A 16,091-nucleotide genomic window follows, 5' to 3' on the forward strand; every position below is an offset into this window, starting at 1 on the left:
CCGGATCAGCCGGCGGCCACGCGCTCGGCGATCGCCATGCCGAGCTCCGTGGTGGAAGCCGTGCCGCCCAGGTCGCGGGTGCGCGGTCCGTCGCGCAGTACGGTCTCGATGGCCGCCAGGATCGCGTCGTGCGCGGCGCGCCCCGGACCTTGCCCCTGCGTGAGGAAATCCAGCATCAGGGCCCCGGACCAGATCATCGCGATCGGATTGGCGATGTTCTGGCCGTAGATGTCGGGCGCCGAGCCGTGCACCGGTTCGAACAACGACGGAAACCTGCGCTCCGGGTTCAGGTTGGCCGAGGGCGCCAGGCCGATGGTGCCGGTGGTCGCGGGCCCGAGGTCGGAGAGGATGTCGCCGAACAGGTTGCTAGCCACCACCACGTCGAAGCGCGTGGGCTGCAGCACGAACCGCGCCGACAGGATGTCGATGTGCTGCTTGTCCACCGTCACCTCGGGGTAGTCGGCACCGACCGCATCGGCGCGCGCGTCCCACCAGGGCATGCTGATGGCGATGCCGTTGCTCTTGGTGGCCACCGTCAGGTGCCTGCGCCCGCGCGCACGCGCGGTCTCGTAGGCGAAGCGCAGCACGCGGTCGGCGCCGTGGCGCGAGAACACCGACTCCTGGATCACGATCTCCCGCTCGGTGCCTTCGTACATCACACCGCCGAGCGAGGTGTACTCGCCCTCGGTGTTCTCGCGCACCACGAGGTAGTCGATGTCGCCCGGGCTGCGGCCGGCCAGCGGACAGGGCACGCCCTCGAACAGGCGCACCGGCCGCAGGTTGATGTACTGGTCGAACTCGCGCCGGAACTTCAGCAGCGATCCCCACAGCGACACGTGATCAGGCACCGTCGCGGGCCAGCCGACGGCGCCGAAGTACAGCGCGTCGACGCCCTTGAGCTGCTCCTTCCAGTCGTCCGGCATCATCCGGCCGTGCGCCGCGTGGTAGTCGGCGCAGGCCCAGTCGAGGTAGCGGCAATCGAGTTCGAAGCCGAAGCGCTCTGCGGCGGCCTGTACCACGCGCACGCCCTCGGGCATCACCTCCTTGCCGATGCCGTCGCCGGGAATCACTGCGATGCGGAAGGTGGGTGTCATCTCGGTTCTCCATCAAGCGGGCGGGGTTCTTCCAGGAACACCAGGAAACCGTCTTTGCCGGGCCGTTGGTGTTGCCCCCGGAAGAGGGGGTCGGCAGCCACGCGAAGCGGGCAGAGCCTGGGGGCGAAGCTCATGCCCTGCGGTCCATCTCGTCGAGCCAGCCCTGGCGCAGCTCCGGCACGGAGCGCGCGAGCAGCTCGTAGTAGGGGTGGTGCGGGCCCCGGTCGTAGTCGGCGCGTGCCACCTGCGCGAGCTTGCGGCCGTGCTGCATCACGACGATCTCGTCGCACACCGCGCGCACCGTGTGCAGGTCGTGGCTGATGAAGAGGTACGACACGCCCAGCTCGCGCCGCAACTCCGCCATGAGGTCGAGCACCGCCGCACCCACCACGGTGTCGAGCGCGGAAGTCACCTCGTCGCACAGGATCAGGTCGGGCTCGGCCGCGAGCGCCCGCGCGAGGTTCACGCGCTGCTTCTGCCCGCCCGAAAGACCGCCCGGCAGGCGCCCGGCCACGGTCTGCGGCAGCTTCACCAGGTCGAGCAGCTCGTGGATGCGCCTGCGCAGCGGCTCGCCGCGCAGGCCCTTGTAGAACTCCAGCGGCCGCGCCAGGATGCGCTCGATGGACTGCGACGGGTTCAGCGCCGTGTCGGCCATCTGGAACACGATCTGGATGCGGCGCAGCTCGTCGCGCTCGCGCTGCTGCAGCGTCGGCTTCAGTTCACGGCCGCGGAACAGCACGCTGCCGCTGCCGGGCTTGAGCAGTCCCGCCACCGCGCGCGCCAGCGTGGTCTTGCCCGAGCCCGATTCGCCGATCACGCCGATGGCCTGGCCGCGGTAGAGCTTCAGGTCGATGTCCTGCAGGATCGGCTTGGCGCAACGTCCCTGCGCATCCACCGGGCCGTAGCCGGCGCAGAGCTGCCGCACCTCGAGCAGCAGCTCCCGGCCGTCGTTCGCGGCATCGGCGGGCGGGCGGGCCTGCGGGCGCGCCGCGGCCAGCAGGCTCTTCGTGTAGTCGTCGGCCGGCGCGGCGAGGATCCGGCCGGTCGCGTTCAGCTCGCGCATGCTGCCGTTGCGCAGCACCAGGATGTGGTCGGCCATCTGCGCCACCACCGCGAGGTCGTGGCTCACGTACACCGCGGTGGCGCGGCGCTCCCGCACCACGCGGCGGAAGGCGCGCAGCACCTCGATCTGCGTGGTCACGTCCAGCGCCGTGGTCGGCTCGTCGAGGATCACGAGGTCGGGGTCGCCGATCAGCGCCATCGCCGCCATCAGCCGCTGCAGCTGGCCGCCCGAGACCTGGTGCGGATAGCGCGTGCCGATGCGCTCCGGATCCGGCAGCGCCAGCTCGCGGAAGAGCTGCACCGCCTTCGCCTCGGCCTCGGCGCGCCTGCACAGGCCGTGGATCACGGTGGGCTCCACCACCTGGTCCATGATCGTGCGCGAGGGGTTGAACGAGGCCGCGGCGCTCTGCGCGATGTAGGCCACGGTTCGGCCGCGCAACGCACGCTGCGCCCGCGGATCGAGCGCCAGCACTTCCGTGTCGCCGATGCGCACCCGGCCGCCGGAGATGCGGCAGCCGTGGCGCGCATGGCCCATCAGCGCGAGCGCGGTGGTTGTCTTGCCGGAGCCCGATTCGCCGATCAGCGCCAGCACCTCGCCGGGCTGCACGGAGAAGCTCAGGTTGTCGACCAGCATGGCGGCACCCGCATGGATGCAAAGCCCTTCGACGATCAGGTTCGCGCCCATGTCATCGGCTCCCGTCTGCGCCAGGAACAATGCGGAGCCGGCCTTGCCGGGCCACCGGTGTCGCCGCCGTCGTGGAGGTCGGCTGCCGCACGAAGCGGGCAAGCCTGGGGATGGGTTTCATCAGCGTGCTCCTCGTTCGCGGGCCTGACGCCCCGGAAGGTTGTCGATCACCAGGTTGACCGCGATGGTCAGGCTCGCGATGGCGAGCGCCGGCACGATCACCGAGGCGCCGCCCATGGCCAGCGCGCCGATGTTCTCTCGTACCAGAGAACCCCAGTCGGCGGCCGGCGGCTGGATGCCCAGGCCCAGGAAGCTCAGGCTCGCCAGCAGCAGCACGATGTAGACGAACCGCAGCCCCAGGTCGGCCAGCATCGGGCCGACGATGTTGGGCAGGATCTCGCGCAGCATGATGTAGAGCGTTCCTTCGCCGCGCGCGCGAGCCACCGTGACGTAGTCGAGCGCATTGATGTTCACGGCCAGCGAACGCGCGATGCGGTAGGCACCGGGAACGTAGATGATCGCCGCCGTGACCACCAGCATCGGCACCGACGAGCCGAAGCCCGCCACCATGATGAGCGCGAACATCTTGCTCGGGATGGCGGTGAGCGTGTCGAGGACGCGGCTGAGCGTCGCGTCGATCCAGCGGCCGCTCGCGGCCGCCAGCAGCGCCAGGACGGTGCCCGTGCCGCTGGCCAGCAGCGTCGCCAGCAGCGCCACGCCGACCGTGTAGCGCGCGCCCTCGATGATGAGCACGAGCATGTCGCGGCCCAGGTAGTCGGTGCCGAGCCAGTGCGCCGCGCTGATCGGCGCGAAGACGTTCGAGGTGCCGGCGCCCGCCGGGCGCAACGAGAGCAGCCAGGGGCCGAGCGCCGCCGAGAGCACCCAGAAGAGCAGCACCGCGAGGCCGATCAGCCCCGAGGGGCCGAATCCTGCGAGCCAGCGCAGCGGCCCGCCGTGCCGTGCGCTTCCCGTGGTCGGCGGCGTCACCGGGGCGGCTGCGCTCAGGCGAGTCGAAGGAGTGGAGGACGATTCCATGATGGCTTCTCCTTGGTCAGCCATGCCGCAGGCGCGGATTGGCAAGGATGCCGCAGACGTCGGCGGCGGTCACCAGGAGCAGGTAGGCGCCGCAGAAGATCATGGCGCAGGTCTGCACCAGCGGCATGTCGCGCTGCGAGACGCCATCGACCATCAGCTTGGCGATGCCCGGGTAGTTGAAGATGGTCTCCACGATGATCACCCCGCCGAGCAGATACGACAGGCTCAGCGCCACGGCGTTGGCGATCGGCCCCACCGCGTTGGGCAGCGCGTGCGCCAGCACCGTGCGCATCGGCGATGCGCCCTTGAGCCGCACCATCTCGATGTAGGGCGCCTCCAGCTGGTCGATCACGGCGGCGCGCGTCATGCGCATCATCTGCGCGACGATCACGCAGCACAGCACCAGCACGGGCATCGCGAAGGCCTGCAGCATCTGGCCGAGCGAATCGATGTCGCTGACGAAGGACAGCGCCGGCAGCCAGCGCAGCTTCACCGCGAACACCAGCACCGCGAGCGTCGCCACCAGGAACTCCGGCACCGACACCACCGCCACCGCCGAGGTCGAGGCCGCGCGGTCGAACCACGAGCCGCGCCACACCGCCGAGGCGATGCCCAGCATGAGCGCGATCGGCACCGAGAACAGGGCCGTGACGGCAGCCAGCAGCAGCGAGTTGGGCAGCCGGCTCGCGACCAGCTCCGACACCGGCATCTGCGTCGTGGACGAGCGCCCCATGTCGCCCCTGGCCATGCCCGCCAGCCACTGCGCATAGCGCTTCGGCGCCGGCACATCCAGCCCCATCTGCGCACGCAGCGCGGCCAGCGCCTCCGGCGTGGCGTCCTGCCCGAGTTGCTCCTCGGCCGCGTCGCCGGGCAGCACCGCAGTGATCGAGAACACGATCACCGACACCGCCAGCAGCGACAGCAGCGCGAGCGCAATGCGCTGGGCAAGGAGCTTGAGGATCACCTGATTCATGTCAGCTGCTCCGGTCAACCATCGGCCACTTGCCACCGTGCGCCGCCGTAGGCCGGCGCAGCCCCGCCGGTTCGCGGGACACCGCGGAACCGGCTTTGCCGGGCCGCAGGTGTCGCCCCCTGCAAGGGGGTTGGCGCAGCGACACGAAGTGCGCGAAGCCTGGGGGTGTGCTCATGCCTCCAGCCACACGTTCTCCGCGAAGTTGTAGCCCATGAGCCCGCCCAGCGGAATCGGCGACAGGCCCTTGAGCTTGGAGGTGTGGCCGTCGATGCTGGCCAGGAACATCGGAATGCCGAGGCCCGCGTCCTGGTGGATCATGGTCTGCATGTCGGCGTACATCTGCTTGCGCTTGGCCAGGTCGGTTTCGGCGCGCGAGGCCAGCAGCAGCTGGTCGAACTTCTCGCTCTTCCAGCGCGACTCGTTCCACGCCGCGTTCGACTGGAAGAACTGCGTGAGCAGCACGTCGGCACTGGGGCGCGGGTTCACGTTGCCGAAGCCGACGTGGCTGTTGAGCCAGTGGTTCGACCAGTAGCCGTCGGCCGGCATGCGCTTGATGTCGAGCTCCAGGCCCGCGCGCTGCGCCGCCTGCTGCAACAGCAGGGACATCTCCACCGAGTACAGCGCCGCGGGCGACGCCACCAGCGGCACCTTGCCGGTGACGCCGGACTTCTGCAGGTGGAACTTCGCCTTCTCCGGGTCGAAGGGGCGCTGGGGCAGTCCGGCGAAGTGGAATCGGTTGGTCGGATCGATGGGCTGGTCGTTGGCCACCACCGCGTAGTCGAGCGCGATGGTCTTCTTCATCTGCTCGCGATCGAACAGGTGCTTCATGCCGAGCACGAAATCGGGGTTGGCGCCGGGGCCCACATCCTTGCGCATGATCAGGTCGGAATACTGGCCCGACTGGGTGACGAAGATGCCGAAGCCCGGCGTGCCCTTCACGCGTTCCACCGAACGCGGATTGACCGAGCCCACCAGGTCCATGCCGCCCGACACCAGCGCGTTGACGCGCGCGCTCTCGTCGCCGATGCCCACGAACTCGATCTCCTCGAGGTAGGGCTTGCCGGGCTTCCAGTAGGCCTCGTTGCGCACCACCACCGAACGGATGCCGGGCTTGAACTCCTTGAGCTTGTAGGGGCCCGTGCCGATGCCGGCGTTGAAGTCGGTGGTGCCGTCCTTGACGATGTGGAAGTGGTAGGTGCCGAGGATCACCGGCAGGTCGGCGTTGGGCGCGCTAAGCACGATCGTCACTTCGTTCGGACCCGTGGCCTTCACGCTCTCGATCTGGTCGGCGAGCACCTTGGCCTTGGAGGCGGTGGCCGCGTCCTTGTGGCGCATCACCGAGAACACCACGTCGGCGGGCGCGAGCGGCTTGCCGTCGTGGAACACCACGCCCTTGCGCAGCGTGAAGACCCAGACCTTGGCATCCTTGGTGGTGAACGATTCGGCCAGCGCGGGTTGCGGCGTGAGGCTGCCGTCGAGCGAGGTCAGGCCGTTGTAGACCATGTTGCAGCGCGAGTAATCGGTCTGGTTCGACTGCTTGGCCGGATCGAGCGTGTCGGTTGCCGCAGCAGTGGCGCCCGCCACGCGGATGCGCCCGCCGCGCCTCGGCGTCTGCGCGTGGGCGGACACCGCCATGCCCGCGAGGCTGCCCGCCAGCGTGACCTGCATGCCGCCGGCCATCAGCATCGCAAGCACGTCGCGTCGCGACGCGCCGCGTTTCAACGCGCTCATCACGCGAAGGCTTTCGCCGGGACCGACGAGGTCTTCGAACCTCTTGTTGCTGCTGTCGCTCATGATGGGTTACTCCTGTGTGGCCGGTGACCGGGGTTGAAGAACAAAACGAACGCTGAACGAAACGGGTCGGACTCGCTGCGCGCTCAGGCCAGCTTGTCCTTGAGCGAGTAGTAGAGGCCGACGGCCGGAAGGAACCACGGCGGGCCGAAGTGCCCGGGAATGGCGGGCCAGGCCCGGTCGCGCCAGGGGTTGGCGCCGGCATCGCCGTTCATCACGGCGGCAATGCGCTCGCCCATGTGCACCGACATCTGCGTGCCGTGGCCGCTGTAGCCCATGGCGTAGTAGAGGCCGTCGCGCTCGCCGGCGTGAGGCAGGCGGTCCTGCGTCATGTCGACCAGCCCGCCCCAGCAGTAGTCCAGGCGCACGGCACCCAGTTGCGGAAAGGTTTCCGCGAGCCCGGCGCGCAGGATCTCGCCGCTCGCGGCATCCGACTGGGGGCTGGAGATCGCGAATCGCGCGCGCCCGCCGAACACCAGCCGGTGATCGGCCGTGAGCCGGAAATAGTGATGGATGTTCGCGATCGTCGTGTACGTGCGCCGCGCCGACAGCAGCGCCTGTGCGCGCTGCGCGCCGAGCGGCTCGGTCACGACGATGAAGCTGCCGATCGGAACGATGCGCCGGCGCAGCCAGCCGAAGCTGCCGTAGCCGCCATGGCGCGTGGCACCCGTGGCCAGCAGGACCTGCTGCGCGGTGACGGTGCCGCGTGAGGTGTGCAGCCGGTGTGCGTGGCCCTGGCCGAGCCGCTCGAGCCGGTTCACCGTCGTGGCGGTGTGGATCTGCGCGCCGTGGCGCTGCGCCGCCTCGGCCAGGCCATGGGCGAAGCGGCCCATGTGCATCTGGCCGCTGCGCTTGTAGAGAAGGCCGCCGTGGAAGCGCTCGCTCTGCACCTCGGCGCGCACCCGCGCCGCATCCAGGAGTTCGACGTCGGTGTCCACGCCGTCGTCGATCAGGCGCCGAGCGCTGCGCTCGAGCGCCTCCATCTGGCCAGGCCGCGTGGCGAGCTTGAGCTTGCCGTGCCGCAGGAAATCGCAGTCGATCGCCTCGTCGCGTACCAGACGCGCCACGGTGTCCACTGCGGCGTCGTAGGCCCGATACCAGGCGCGGGCCTTTTCGACGCCGACCTTGGCGGCCACATCGGCATAGTCCACGGCCAGCCCGTTGTTGACATGCCCGCCATTGCGGCCCGAGGCCTCCGCCGCCACGCGCGCACCGGCCTCCAGGACAGCGACGCGCGCGCCGCGCTTCGCCAGCGCCAGCGCCGCGGACAGGCCCGTGAACCCGCCGCCGACGATCGCGACGTCGACCTGTTCCGGCAGCGCATGCGCTGCAGGCGTGAAGGCTGCAGCGCTATCGGTCCAGTAGGAGTCGAGCTTCATGGCGGGGCGGGCAACGGGGCGAGGCAGGGAGACCGCGATGCGATCAAAGACCGACGACGCCGGGAAGGCCGCCGATGTCCTTGATCTCGGTGTAGCGATAGGCCGGGTTGCCCGGGCCGTGGCCGCGGTTGACGAAGACCTTGTTGACGATGCCCAGGTCGTCCGCCGACATCAGGTCGTAGCGCATGCTGGACGAAACGTGCAGCACGTCCTCCGGGTTGCAGCCGAGCGAGTCGAACATGTACTCGAAGGCCTTCAGCCGCGGCTTGTAGGCCTGCGCCTGCTGCGCGGTGTAGACGCGGTAGAAGGGCGCGCCGAGCATCGCCACGTTCTTCTGGATCTGGTCGTCCGAGGCATTCGAGAGGATCACCAGCGGGATCTCCTTGGCGACTTTCGCGAGGCCGGCCGGCACGTCGTCATGCGGGGTCCAGGTCGGTACGGCGTCGTAGATCTTCTGCGCGTCCGCGTCGAAGTACTGGATCTTCCATTTCTTGCAGAGGCGCCGCACTGCGTTCTTGAGCACGACCTCGTAGGGCTTCCAGTCGCCCAGCACCTCGTCGAAGCGGTAGGCCGTGAAGTCCGCATGGAACTCCTCCATGCGTTCTGCGGGGATGCGGTCGGCGAACAGGTCGGCGGCCATCTCCTTCATGCGGAACCGGGTGAGGGTGCCGTAGCAGTCGAAGGTCACGTATTTGGGACGGAAGCTCATGGTGTCGGGTCCTTTTCAAAGGGAGGGCAGGGAAGGCAATTGCGACAAGCTCATTACGGATTGATTGCAGCACGCAGCTGCATGACGTATGTAGGGAAAACAGGTGCCGTCGAAACCAAAGCTGCGGTTTGTGGTAGCGGCAACAGCATGGCGTGCGGTCTGCCCCGCGCACGTGCGGACATGCACCTTGGCGCGCCGCCGCGAGGCTGTTGCGCACGTTCTTGATGCACGCTGCGTGCGCATGCCGGACTGCGCCGCCATGAGGTCGCCGTCCCGCGTCGAAGGGCATGAAGCGTGCTTCGAGGATGCGGTGCAAAGGCGCTTGTGAGGGGGTCGACCGGAGGCTCGCATGGCGATGGGCTGCATGGAAGTTGGCGCGGCGTGGGGAAGTGACCGGGACGGCCGAGACGGCCGGTCGATGCTAGGCAAACCGTCGCGGCATTTGTGTTCGTATGCGGGCGCGCCACCGCAGCAAATTGCGGGAAGAGGGCGCCTGGCAGGCGAAGCTTGCGAGTTGCAGCGAAAGCGCCATCCGGTCTGGTGCGGCGCCGCAATGTCGTCCAAGATGGAGCGAATTCCCGTCGCAACATACAGAGAGATTCCGATGTCCGAAGCCCCTGAGAACGCACCGACCACGGATGGCGTGGTGCTCAGACCGATGACTTCCGCCGACCTGCCGCAAGCGCACGCGCTGTCTGCCGATTTGCGCTGGCCGCACCGGCTGGCAGACTGGGAGCAGGTCTTCGCGCATGCCGAAGGCATCGCGGCCGAGCGCGACGGCGAGCTCGTCGGCACCGGCCTGCGGTGGCGCTGGGGCGAGCGCCACGCCACCATCGGCCTGGTGATCGTCACCCCCGCATGCCAGGGACGCCGCATCGGGCATCGGCTCATGCGCTCGCTGCTCGACGGCATGGAAGACCGCTCGCTGCTGCTGCACGCCACCTCGCAGGGGCGCGGACTCTACGAGCGCCTGGGTTTTGTGCGGACCGGCGAGGTCCGGCAGCACCAGGGCATCGCCCAGCCCGCACCGCTGATCGCGCTGCAGCAAGGCTGGCGCCTGCGCCCGGCGGGCCTCAACGAACTGCCCGCGCTGCAGGCCCTGGACACCGCAGCGCGGGGCATGCCGCGAGAGGCGCTCATCGCCGAACTGCTGCAGGGGGCCGACGCCTGCGTGGTGCTCGACCACGACAACACCGCGAAGGGCTTCGCCATGCTGCGCCGCTTCGGCCGGGGCCATGCCATCGGTCCGGTGGTCGCGCCCGATGCCGAGGGCGCGAAGGCCTTGATCGCGCACCTTGCCGGCCTGAATGCGGGCAACTTCACGCGCATCGACATCGATTTCGACAGCGGCCTGGCGGAATGGCTGGAAGCGATCGGCCTGCTGCGCGTGGATGCGCCCACGACGATGGTGCGCGGCGCGCCCCTGGCCAGGCCTGCGGAAGCGCCGGCCCTGTTCGCGCTCGTGACGCAGGCCGTGGGCTGAAGGAGCACCCCTGTGGACACCTCCTTCACCTTCCTCTACAAGTCCGATCCCGTCCGGGGACGCCAATGGGCCGAAGTGTTCGGCCGCCGCCGGCCGGACATCGACTTCCGCATCTGGCCGGACGTCGGCGATCCCGCGAAGGTGCGCTTCCTCGCGGCATGGGAGCCGCCCGACGACCTGGGCACGCGCTTTCCGCATCTGAAGGTGCTGTTCTCTTCCGGCGCAGGCGTCGACCAGTTCGACTTCGCGTCGTTGCCGCCCGCGCTGCCGGTGGTGCGCATGGTCGAACCCGGCATCGTGCGCGGGATGGTCGAGTATGTGACGCATGCGGTGCTCGGCCTGCACCGCGACATGCCGCAGTATCGGCGCCAGCAGCAGGAGGCGCGCTGGAAGCCGCTGCCGGTGCGCACGGCGGGCGAACGGCGCGTGGGCGTGCTCGGCCTGGGATCGCTCGGGCAGGCCGTGCTGGCGCAGCTCGTCGCGCTGGGCTTCGACTGCGCGGGCTGGAGCCGCTCGCGCCACGAGGTCGATAGGGTGCAATGCCACGCCGGTGCCGATGAGCTGCCGGCCTTCCTCGCGCGCACCGACATCCTCGTATGCCTGCTGCCGCTGACCGACTCGACGCGCGGCTTTCTCGACGCGCGCCTGTTCTCGCAGCTGCCCGAGGGCGCTTCGCTCGTGCACGTCGGACGCGGGCCGCAGCTGGTCGATGCCGACCTGCTGGCCGCACTCGAAGGCGGACGCATCGCAGAGGCGGTGCTCGACGTGACCGACCCCGAGCCTCTGCCGCCCGGGCACGCGTTCTGGCGGCATCCGCACATCCAGCTCACACCGCACATCGCGAGCATGACGCAGCCGCTGAGCGCTGCCGAGGTGCTGCTCGACAACATCGAGCGCTTCGAGGCCGGCGAGCGGATGCTCGGGCTGGTCGACCGCGCACGCGGGTATTGAGAAGAGAAGCCGCGACGAGAAGCGCAGAAGGACGGGGTCGCCGCGTCGACCGCACGATCTGCTGTACGCGGCGCAACAACCGCAGCGTGCTTCGTGCGACACCCTCAAAGCAGCATCACCTCGTGCGGGGTGCCGCCTAAGCTGAAGGCATCGAAAGCTTCCCTCGCTCTCGCATCTTCACACCCATGACGCACCCCACCGCACTGCCCCAGCAAGCCGCGCTCGACGCGATCGACCGCGCCCACCTCATCCACCCCGTCTCGCCCTGGCGCATGCACGAGCAGCGCGGGCCCACCGTGCTGGCCTCCGGAGAGGGCGCATGGCTCACCGACACCAACGGCCACCGGCTGCTCGACGCCTTCGCAGGCCTGTGGTGCGTGAACGTGGGCTACGGCCAGGAGAGCGTGGTGCAGGCCGCGACCGAGCAGATGCGCCGGCTGCCGTACGCCACAGGCTACTTCCACTTCAGCAGCGAGCCTGCCATCCGCCTCGCGCAGAAGCTGGTGCAGATCACGCCGGCATCGCTGACCCGCGTGTACCTCACGCTGGGCGGCTCCGATTCGGTGGATGCCGCCGTGCGCTTCATCGTGCAGTACTACAACGCCATCGGCCGGCCGTCGAAGAAGCAGTTCATCTCGCTGGAGCGCGGCTACCACGGCTCTTCGTCGACCGGCGCGGGCCTCACAGCGCTGCCCGTGTTCCATCGCGGCTTCGACCTGCCGCTGCCCACGCAGCACTACATCCCCTCGCCGTATGCCTACCGCCACGAGCACGGCGCCGATCCGCAGGCGCTGATCGCCTCCTCGGTCGCGGCGCTGCGCGCCAAGGTGGCCGAGCTGGGCGCCGACAACGTGGCGGCCTTCTTCTGCGAGCCGATCCAGGGTTCGGGCGGCGTCATCGTGCCGCCCAAGGGCTGGCTCAAGGCCATGCGCGACGCCGCGCGCGAGCTCGACATCCTCTTCCTGGTCGACGAGGTCATCACCGGCTTCGGCCGCACCGGTCCCATGTTCGCCTGCGAGGCCGAAGGCGTGGAGCCCGACCTGATGACCGTGGCCAAGGGCCTGACCGCCGGCTACGTGCCGATGGGCGCGACCCTGATGTCCGAGAAGGTCTACGCCGGTATCGCCGACGGTGCCCCTGCGGGAGCGCCTGTCGGCCACGGCGCGACGTACTCCGCGCACCCGGTGGGTGCCGCCGTCGCGCTCGAGGTGCTGCGGCTCTACGAGGAGGGCGGCGTCCTCGCCAACGGCCAGCGCGGGGCGGTGCATTTCGCGGCCGGGCTCGACGCGCTGCGCGCGCATCCGCTGGTGGGCGACGCTCGCCACCGCGGCCTGGTGGGGGCGCTGGAGCTGGTGAGCGACAAGGCCAGCAAGCGCCGCTTCGACCCGGCGCTGGGGCTGTCCGACCGCATCTTCGCGGCCGGCTACCGCAACGGCCTGGTGTTTCGCTCCTTCGGGGACCACATCCTCGGCTTCGCGCCTGCGCTCACCTTCACCGAGGACGAGTTCGCGCAGCTCTTCGCACGGCTTGAGAAAACGCTCGACGACGTGCTCGACGCCCCCGACGTGCGCGCCGCGCTGGCCGCCTGACCGGGAAAGCACTGACCCGGCGCCGCGTCGGCAAAGCAGAATCAGGACCTGTTTCGCTTTTTTTCAGGACTGCCATGTCTGAAGCCTTCAAGATCGACCGACTCGACCTGCGCATCCTGGCCCAGCTGCAGAAGAACGGGCGCATGACCAACGTCGATCTCGCGGACGCGGTCGGCCTGTCGCCCAGCCCATGCCTGATCCGAGTGAAGCGGCTGGAGCAGGCCGGCTACATCGCCGGCTACGGCGCGCACCTGCGGCTGGAGAAGCTCGGCGATGCGCTGACGGTGTTCACCGAAGTCACGCTGCAGGACCATCACCGCGAGGATTTCGTGCGCTTCGAGGCCGCGATCCGCGAAGTGGACGAGGTGCTCGAGTGCCACCTGGTGAGCGGGGGCTACGACTACCTGCTGCGCTTTCTCACGCGTGGCGTGAACCACTACCAGGAAGTGATCGAGGGGCTGCTCGAGCGCAACATCGGCATCTCCAAGTACTTCAGCTACATCGTGATCAAGTCGCCGTTCATCAAGACGCATTGCCCGATAGAAAGGCTCTTTCCTCACCCCCGTTGAATCGTGCCGGCGCCGCCCGGGCGGTTTCTGGCGGGTTGAAAACATCGACCCGCGCCTGGAGGCTCCGGTAGATCGGTGTTTTGCGGCCGGTCGGGCTGCCCCCGGCATTCCGCTCGGGGCCGCAGGTGCGAACGCCTGCCATGGATGCGAGGCCCGCGAAAGGTCGCGGCGACTGCGCAAGAATCGGTTGTCACCGAGCCTGCCTTTCTCATTTCCATGCCTCTGCCTCCCACGGCGCCCACCGAACTCAAGGGCTTCATCCTGACCCGCCATTGGCGGGACGCCGCGGCGGGCACGGAGATCGAATACTGGCTGGCAACGGACGCCGGGCCGCTGAAAGTCGTGCTGACCGCCCAGACCTCCGTCGCGTTCGTCGCCGCCCGGCACCGCGCGGCGGTGGAGGCGGCGCTTGCCGCCATGCCAGGGGTGGAGATCCGCGAGCTCGATCTCAAGACCTTCCAGCAGGAGCCGGTCGTCGGCCTCTATGCGAAGCACTTCCGCCAGATCGGCCGGCTTGCGCGCACCCTTCGCGCGCAAGACATTCCGCTGCTCGAGGCCGACGTGCGCCCGCCGGACCGCCATCTGATGGAGCGGTTCATCACGGCAGGCGTGGCGGCGGAAGGAGGGCGCCTCGACCGCGGCGCGCTGGTCGATTGCCGGCTCAGACCGGCGCCCGACTACCGCCCGGCGCTGAAGATGGTGTCGCTGGACATCGAGACCAGCCAGTACGAGGCGCTCTATTCGATCGCACTGGACGCCGCGCAGGATCGCACCGTCTTCATGCTCGGCGACCCGCCAGCCGGGCAGGGCGGGGAAGAGGAGCGGCAGGACTTCTCCCTCGTCTACTGCCAAAGCCGCAAGGCCATGATCGAACGGCTCAACGACTGGTTCGAGCGCAACGATCCGGACGTCATCGTCGGCTGGAGCGTGATCCAGTTCGACCTGCGGGTGCTGCAGAAGACCGCCGACGATTGCGGCGCGCCCTTTCTGCCGGGACGGGAGCGGCGCCCGCTGGACTGGCGCACTCATCCCGGAAAGCAGGGCTATCTGTTCGCCTCCACGCCGGGGCGGGTGATCGTTGACGGCATCGAGGCACTGCGGGCCGCGATGTGGAGCTTTCCCTCCTTCAGCCTGGAGAACGTCTCGCAGTCGCTGCTGGGCGAAGGCAAGGCCATCGGCGACGAGTACGACAAGATGGCCGAGATCGAGCGGCGCTACCAGGAAGACAAGCCCGCACTCGCTCACTACAACATCCGCGATTGCGAGCTGGTGCTGCGCATCTTCGAGAAGGCGAAGCTGCTGCAGTTCGTGATGGAACGCGCCCAGACCACGGGCCTGCAGATGGACCATTTCGGCGGCTCCATCGCGGCCTTCAGCCACCACTACCTGCCGCGCATGCACCGCCTCGGCTACGTGGCGCCGAACGTCGGCGAGATCCCGAGCAAGGCCTACCCCGGGGGCTACGTGATGGACTCGAAACCGGGGTTCTACGACTCCGTCGTGGTCCTGGACTACAAGAGCCTCTATCCATCGATCATCCGGACCTTCCTCGTCGATCCCGTCGGCCTCGTGGAAGGCGGCAGCGCCGGAGGCGATCCGCGCCTGATCGTGCGCGGCCCCCAGGGCACCACCTTCTCGCGCACCAGGCACTGCCTGCCGGAGATCGTGACCACGCTCTGGCGCGCGCGGGACGAAGCCAAGCGGGCCCGGAACGAACCGCTGTCGCAAGCGCTGAAGCTGCTGATGAACTCGTTCGCCGGCGTGCTGGGCGCGTCCGAATGCCGCTTCTTCAATCCCAAGCTGGTGTCCGCCGTCACCCTGCGCGGGCACGAGATGATGAAGCTCACGCGCGAATTCGTGGAGCGCAGAGGCTACGAAGCCATCTACGGCGACACCGACTCCATCTTCATCTGGCTCGGCCGCACCCACACCAACGAGGAGGCGCATGCCGTTGCGGCAGGCCTGGTGAAGGACATCAACGACTGGTGGACGAGCACGCTTCGCGAGACCCACGACCTCGAGAACTTCCTGGAGATCGAGTTCGACACCCACTACAGCAAGTTCTTCATGCCCACCATCCGCGGTTCGGACGTGGGCAGCAAGAAGCGCTATGCCGGCCTGAGCAAGGACGCCGACGGCAAGGAGGAGATGATCTACCGCGGCCTGGAGATGGCCCGCAGCGACTGGACGCCGCTGGCACGGCAGTTCCAGGAAGGGCTGCTGTCGCGGATCTTCCGGGGCGAGCCCTACGAGGAGTTCGTGAGGGAGTACGTGCGCTCGACGCTTTCCGGCGCCAAGGACGAACTGCTCGTCTACAGGAAGCGCCTGCGCCATCGCCTGGACGCCTACCTCGTCAACGTGCCGCCGCAGGTCCGCGCCGCGCGCCTGGCCGACGAGCACAACGACCGCCTCCATCGGCCGAAGCAATACCAGAACGGCGGCTGGATCCAGTACGTCATGACCCGCACCGGCCCAGAGCCGCTGGAGGCCCGCCATTCACGCATCGACTACGACCACTACCTGGGCAGGCAGCTGCAGCCGATCGCCGATGCCATCCTCCAGCCGATGGGGGCCAGCTTCGCGGCGTTGACGAGCTCGCAGCAGCATCTTTTCTGACACCGGACGAGCGTGGGTTCGACCGCCTGCGACGAACGCGCTCGATCAGCAGCCGCATGCCTGATGAGGGCCGCGAGCCGTGGATTGCCGAACGGCGTGCCGGCTCCCGGCGCTTTGGAGGCCCGTGTGGCGATGCTAGGATTCAAGACCACCCG

At 68.8% G+C, this 16,091-nt stretch carries 12 protein-coding genes; 5 read left to right on the forward strand and 7 right to left on the reverse strand.

Annotated elements, in window-relative coordinates; genetic code table 11:
- Window positions 1-5: 5 nt before the first annotated feature.
- From G369_RS0131530 to G369_RS0131560, 7 genes are all read right to left on the reverse strand, one after another.
- Window positions 6-1,094: a tartrate dehydrogenase gene (locus G369_RS0131530; RefSeq protein WP_019658072.1), complete on the reverse strand. Its 1,089-nt coding sequence runs from the start codon at window positions 1,092-1,094 to the stop codon at window positions 6-8.
- 130 nt (window positions 1,095-1,224) lie between these two features.
- Window positions 1,225-2,841 (reverse strand): ABC transporter ATP-binding protein, encoded by a 1,617-nt coding sequence (locus G369_RS0131535; RefSeq protein WP_019658073.1) that lies wholly within the window; start codon window positions 2,839-2,841, stop codon window positions 1,225-1,227.
- Between the two features lie 120 nt (window positions 2,842-2,961).
- Window positions 2,962-3,876 (reverse strand): ABC transporter permease, encoded by a 915-nt coding sequence (locus G369_RS0131540; RefSeq protein WP_020723399.1) that lies wholly within the window; start codon window positions 3,874-3,876, stop codon window positions 2,962-2,964.
- Window positions 3,877-3,892: 16 nt separating this feature from the next.
- Window positions 3,893-4,849, reverse strand: coding sequence for an ABC transporter permease (locus G369_RS0131545; RefSeq protein WP_019658075.1), 957 nt, complete (start codon window positions 4,847-4,849; stop codon window positions 3,893-3,895).
- 171 nt (window positions 4,850-5,020) lie between these two features.
- The gene (locus G369_RS0131550) at window positions 5,021-6,643 is read right to left on the reverse strand and encodes an ABC transporter substrate-binding protein (RefSeq protein ID WP_019658076.1); all 1,623 of its coding nucleotides are present in this window, start codon (window positions 6,641-6,643) and stop codon (window positions 5,021-5,023) included.
- Window positions 6,644-6,726: 83 nt separating this feature from the next.
- Window positions 6,727-8,019 carry an NAD(P)/FAD-dependent oxidoreductase gene (locus tag G369_RS0131555; protein WP_019658077.1) on the reverse strand — a complete coding sequence of 431 codons (1,293 nt, stop codon included), beginning with the start codon at window positions 8,017-8,019 and terminating at the stop codon, window positions 6,727-6,729.
- Window positions 8,020-8,062: 43 nt separating this feature from the next.
- Window positions 8,063-8,728: a haloacid dehalogenase type II gene (locus tag G369_RS0131560; protein WP_019658078.1), complete on the reverse strand. Its 666-nt coding sequence runs from the start codon at window positions 8,726-8,728 to the stop codon at window positions 8,063-8,065.
- Between the two features lie 604 nt (window positions 8,729-9,332).
- On the opposite strand from G369_RS0131560, the gene G369_RS0131565 reads away from it, so the two are divergent.
- The 5 genes from G369_RS0131565 (at window position 9,333) to G369_RS0131590 (ending at window position 15,936) form a co-directional block, all read left to right on the forward strand.
- Entirely contained in the window at window positions 9,333-10,211 is an 879-nt protein-coding gene (locus G369_RS0131565; protein ID WP_019658079.1) for a GNAT family N-acetyltransferase, read from the forward strand.
- Between the two features lie 12 nt (window positions 10,212-10,223).
- Window positions 10,224-11,162, forward strand: coding sequence for a 2-hydroxyacid dehydrogenase (locus G369_RS0131570; RefSeq protein ID WP_019658080.1), 939 nt, complete (start codon window positions 10,224-10,226; stop codon window positions 11,160-11,162).
- 185 nt (window positions 11,163-11,347) lie between these two features.
- Window positions 11,348-12,751 carry an aspartate aminotransferase family protein gene (locus G369_RS0131575; RefSeq protein ID WP_019658081.1) on the forward strand — a complete coding sequence of 468 codons (1,404 nt, stop codon included), beginning with the start codon at window positions 11,348-11,350 and terminating at the stop codon, window positions 12,749-12,751.
- Window positions 12,752-12,825: 74 nt separating this feature from the next.
- A complete protein-coding gene (locus tag G369_RS0131580) occupies window positions 12,826-13,320 on the forward strand; it encodes an Lrp/AsnC family transcriptional regulator (protein ID WP_019658082.1) in 495 nt (164 codons plus the stop codon).
- 216 nt (window positions 13,321-13,536) lie between these two features.
- A complete protein-coding gene (locus tag G369_RS0131590) occupies window positions 13,537-15,936 on the forward strand; it encodes a DNA polymerase II (protein ID WP_019658083.1) in 2,400 nt (799 codons plus the stop codon).
- Window positions 15,937-16,091 lie beyond the last annotated feature (155 nt).

The organism is Variovorax atrisoli 110B, from assembly GCF_000382045.1.
Classification (GTDB): Bacteria; Pseudomonadota; Gammaproteobacteria; order Burkholderiales; family Burkholderiaceae_C; genus Variovorax; species Variovorax atrisoli.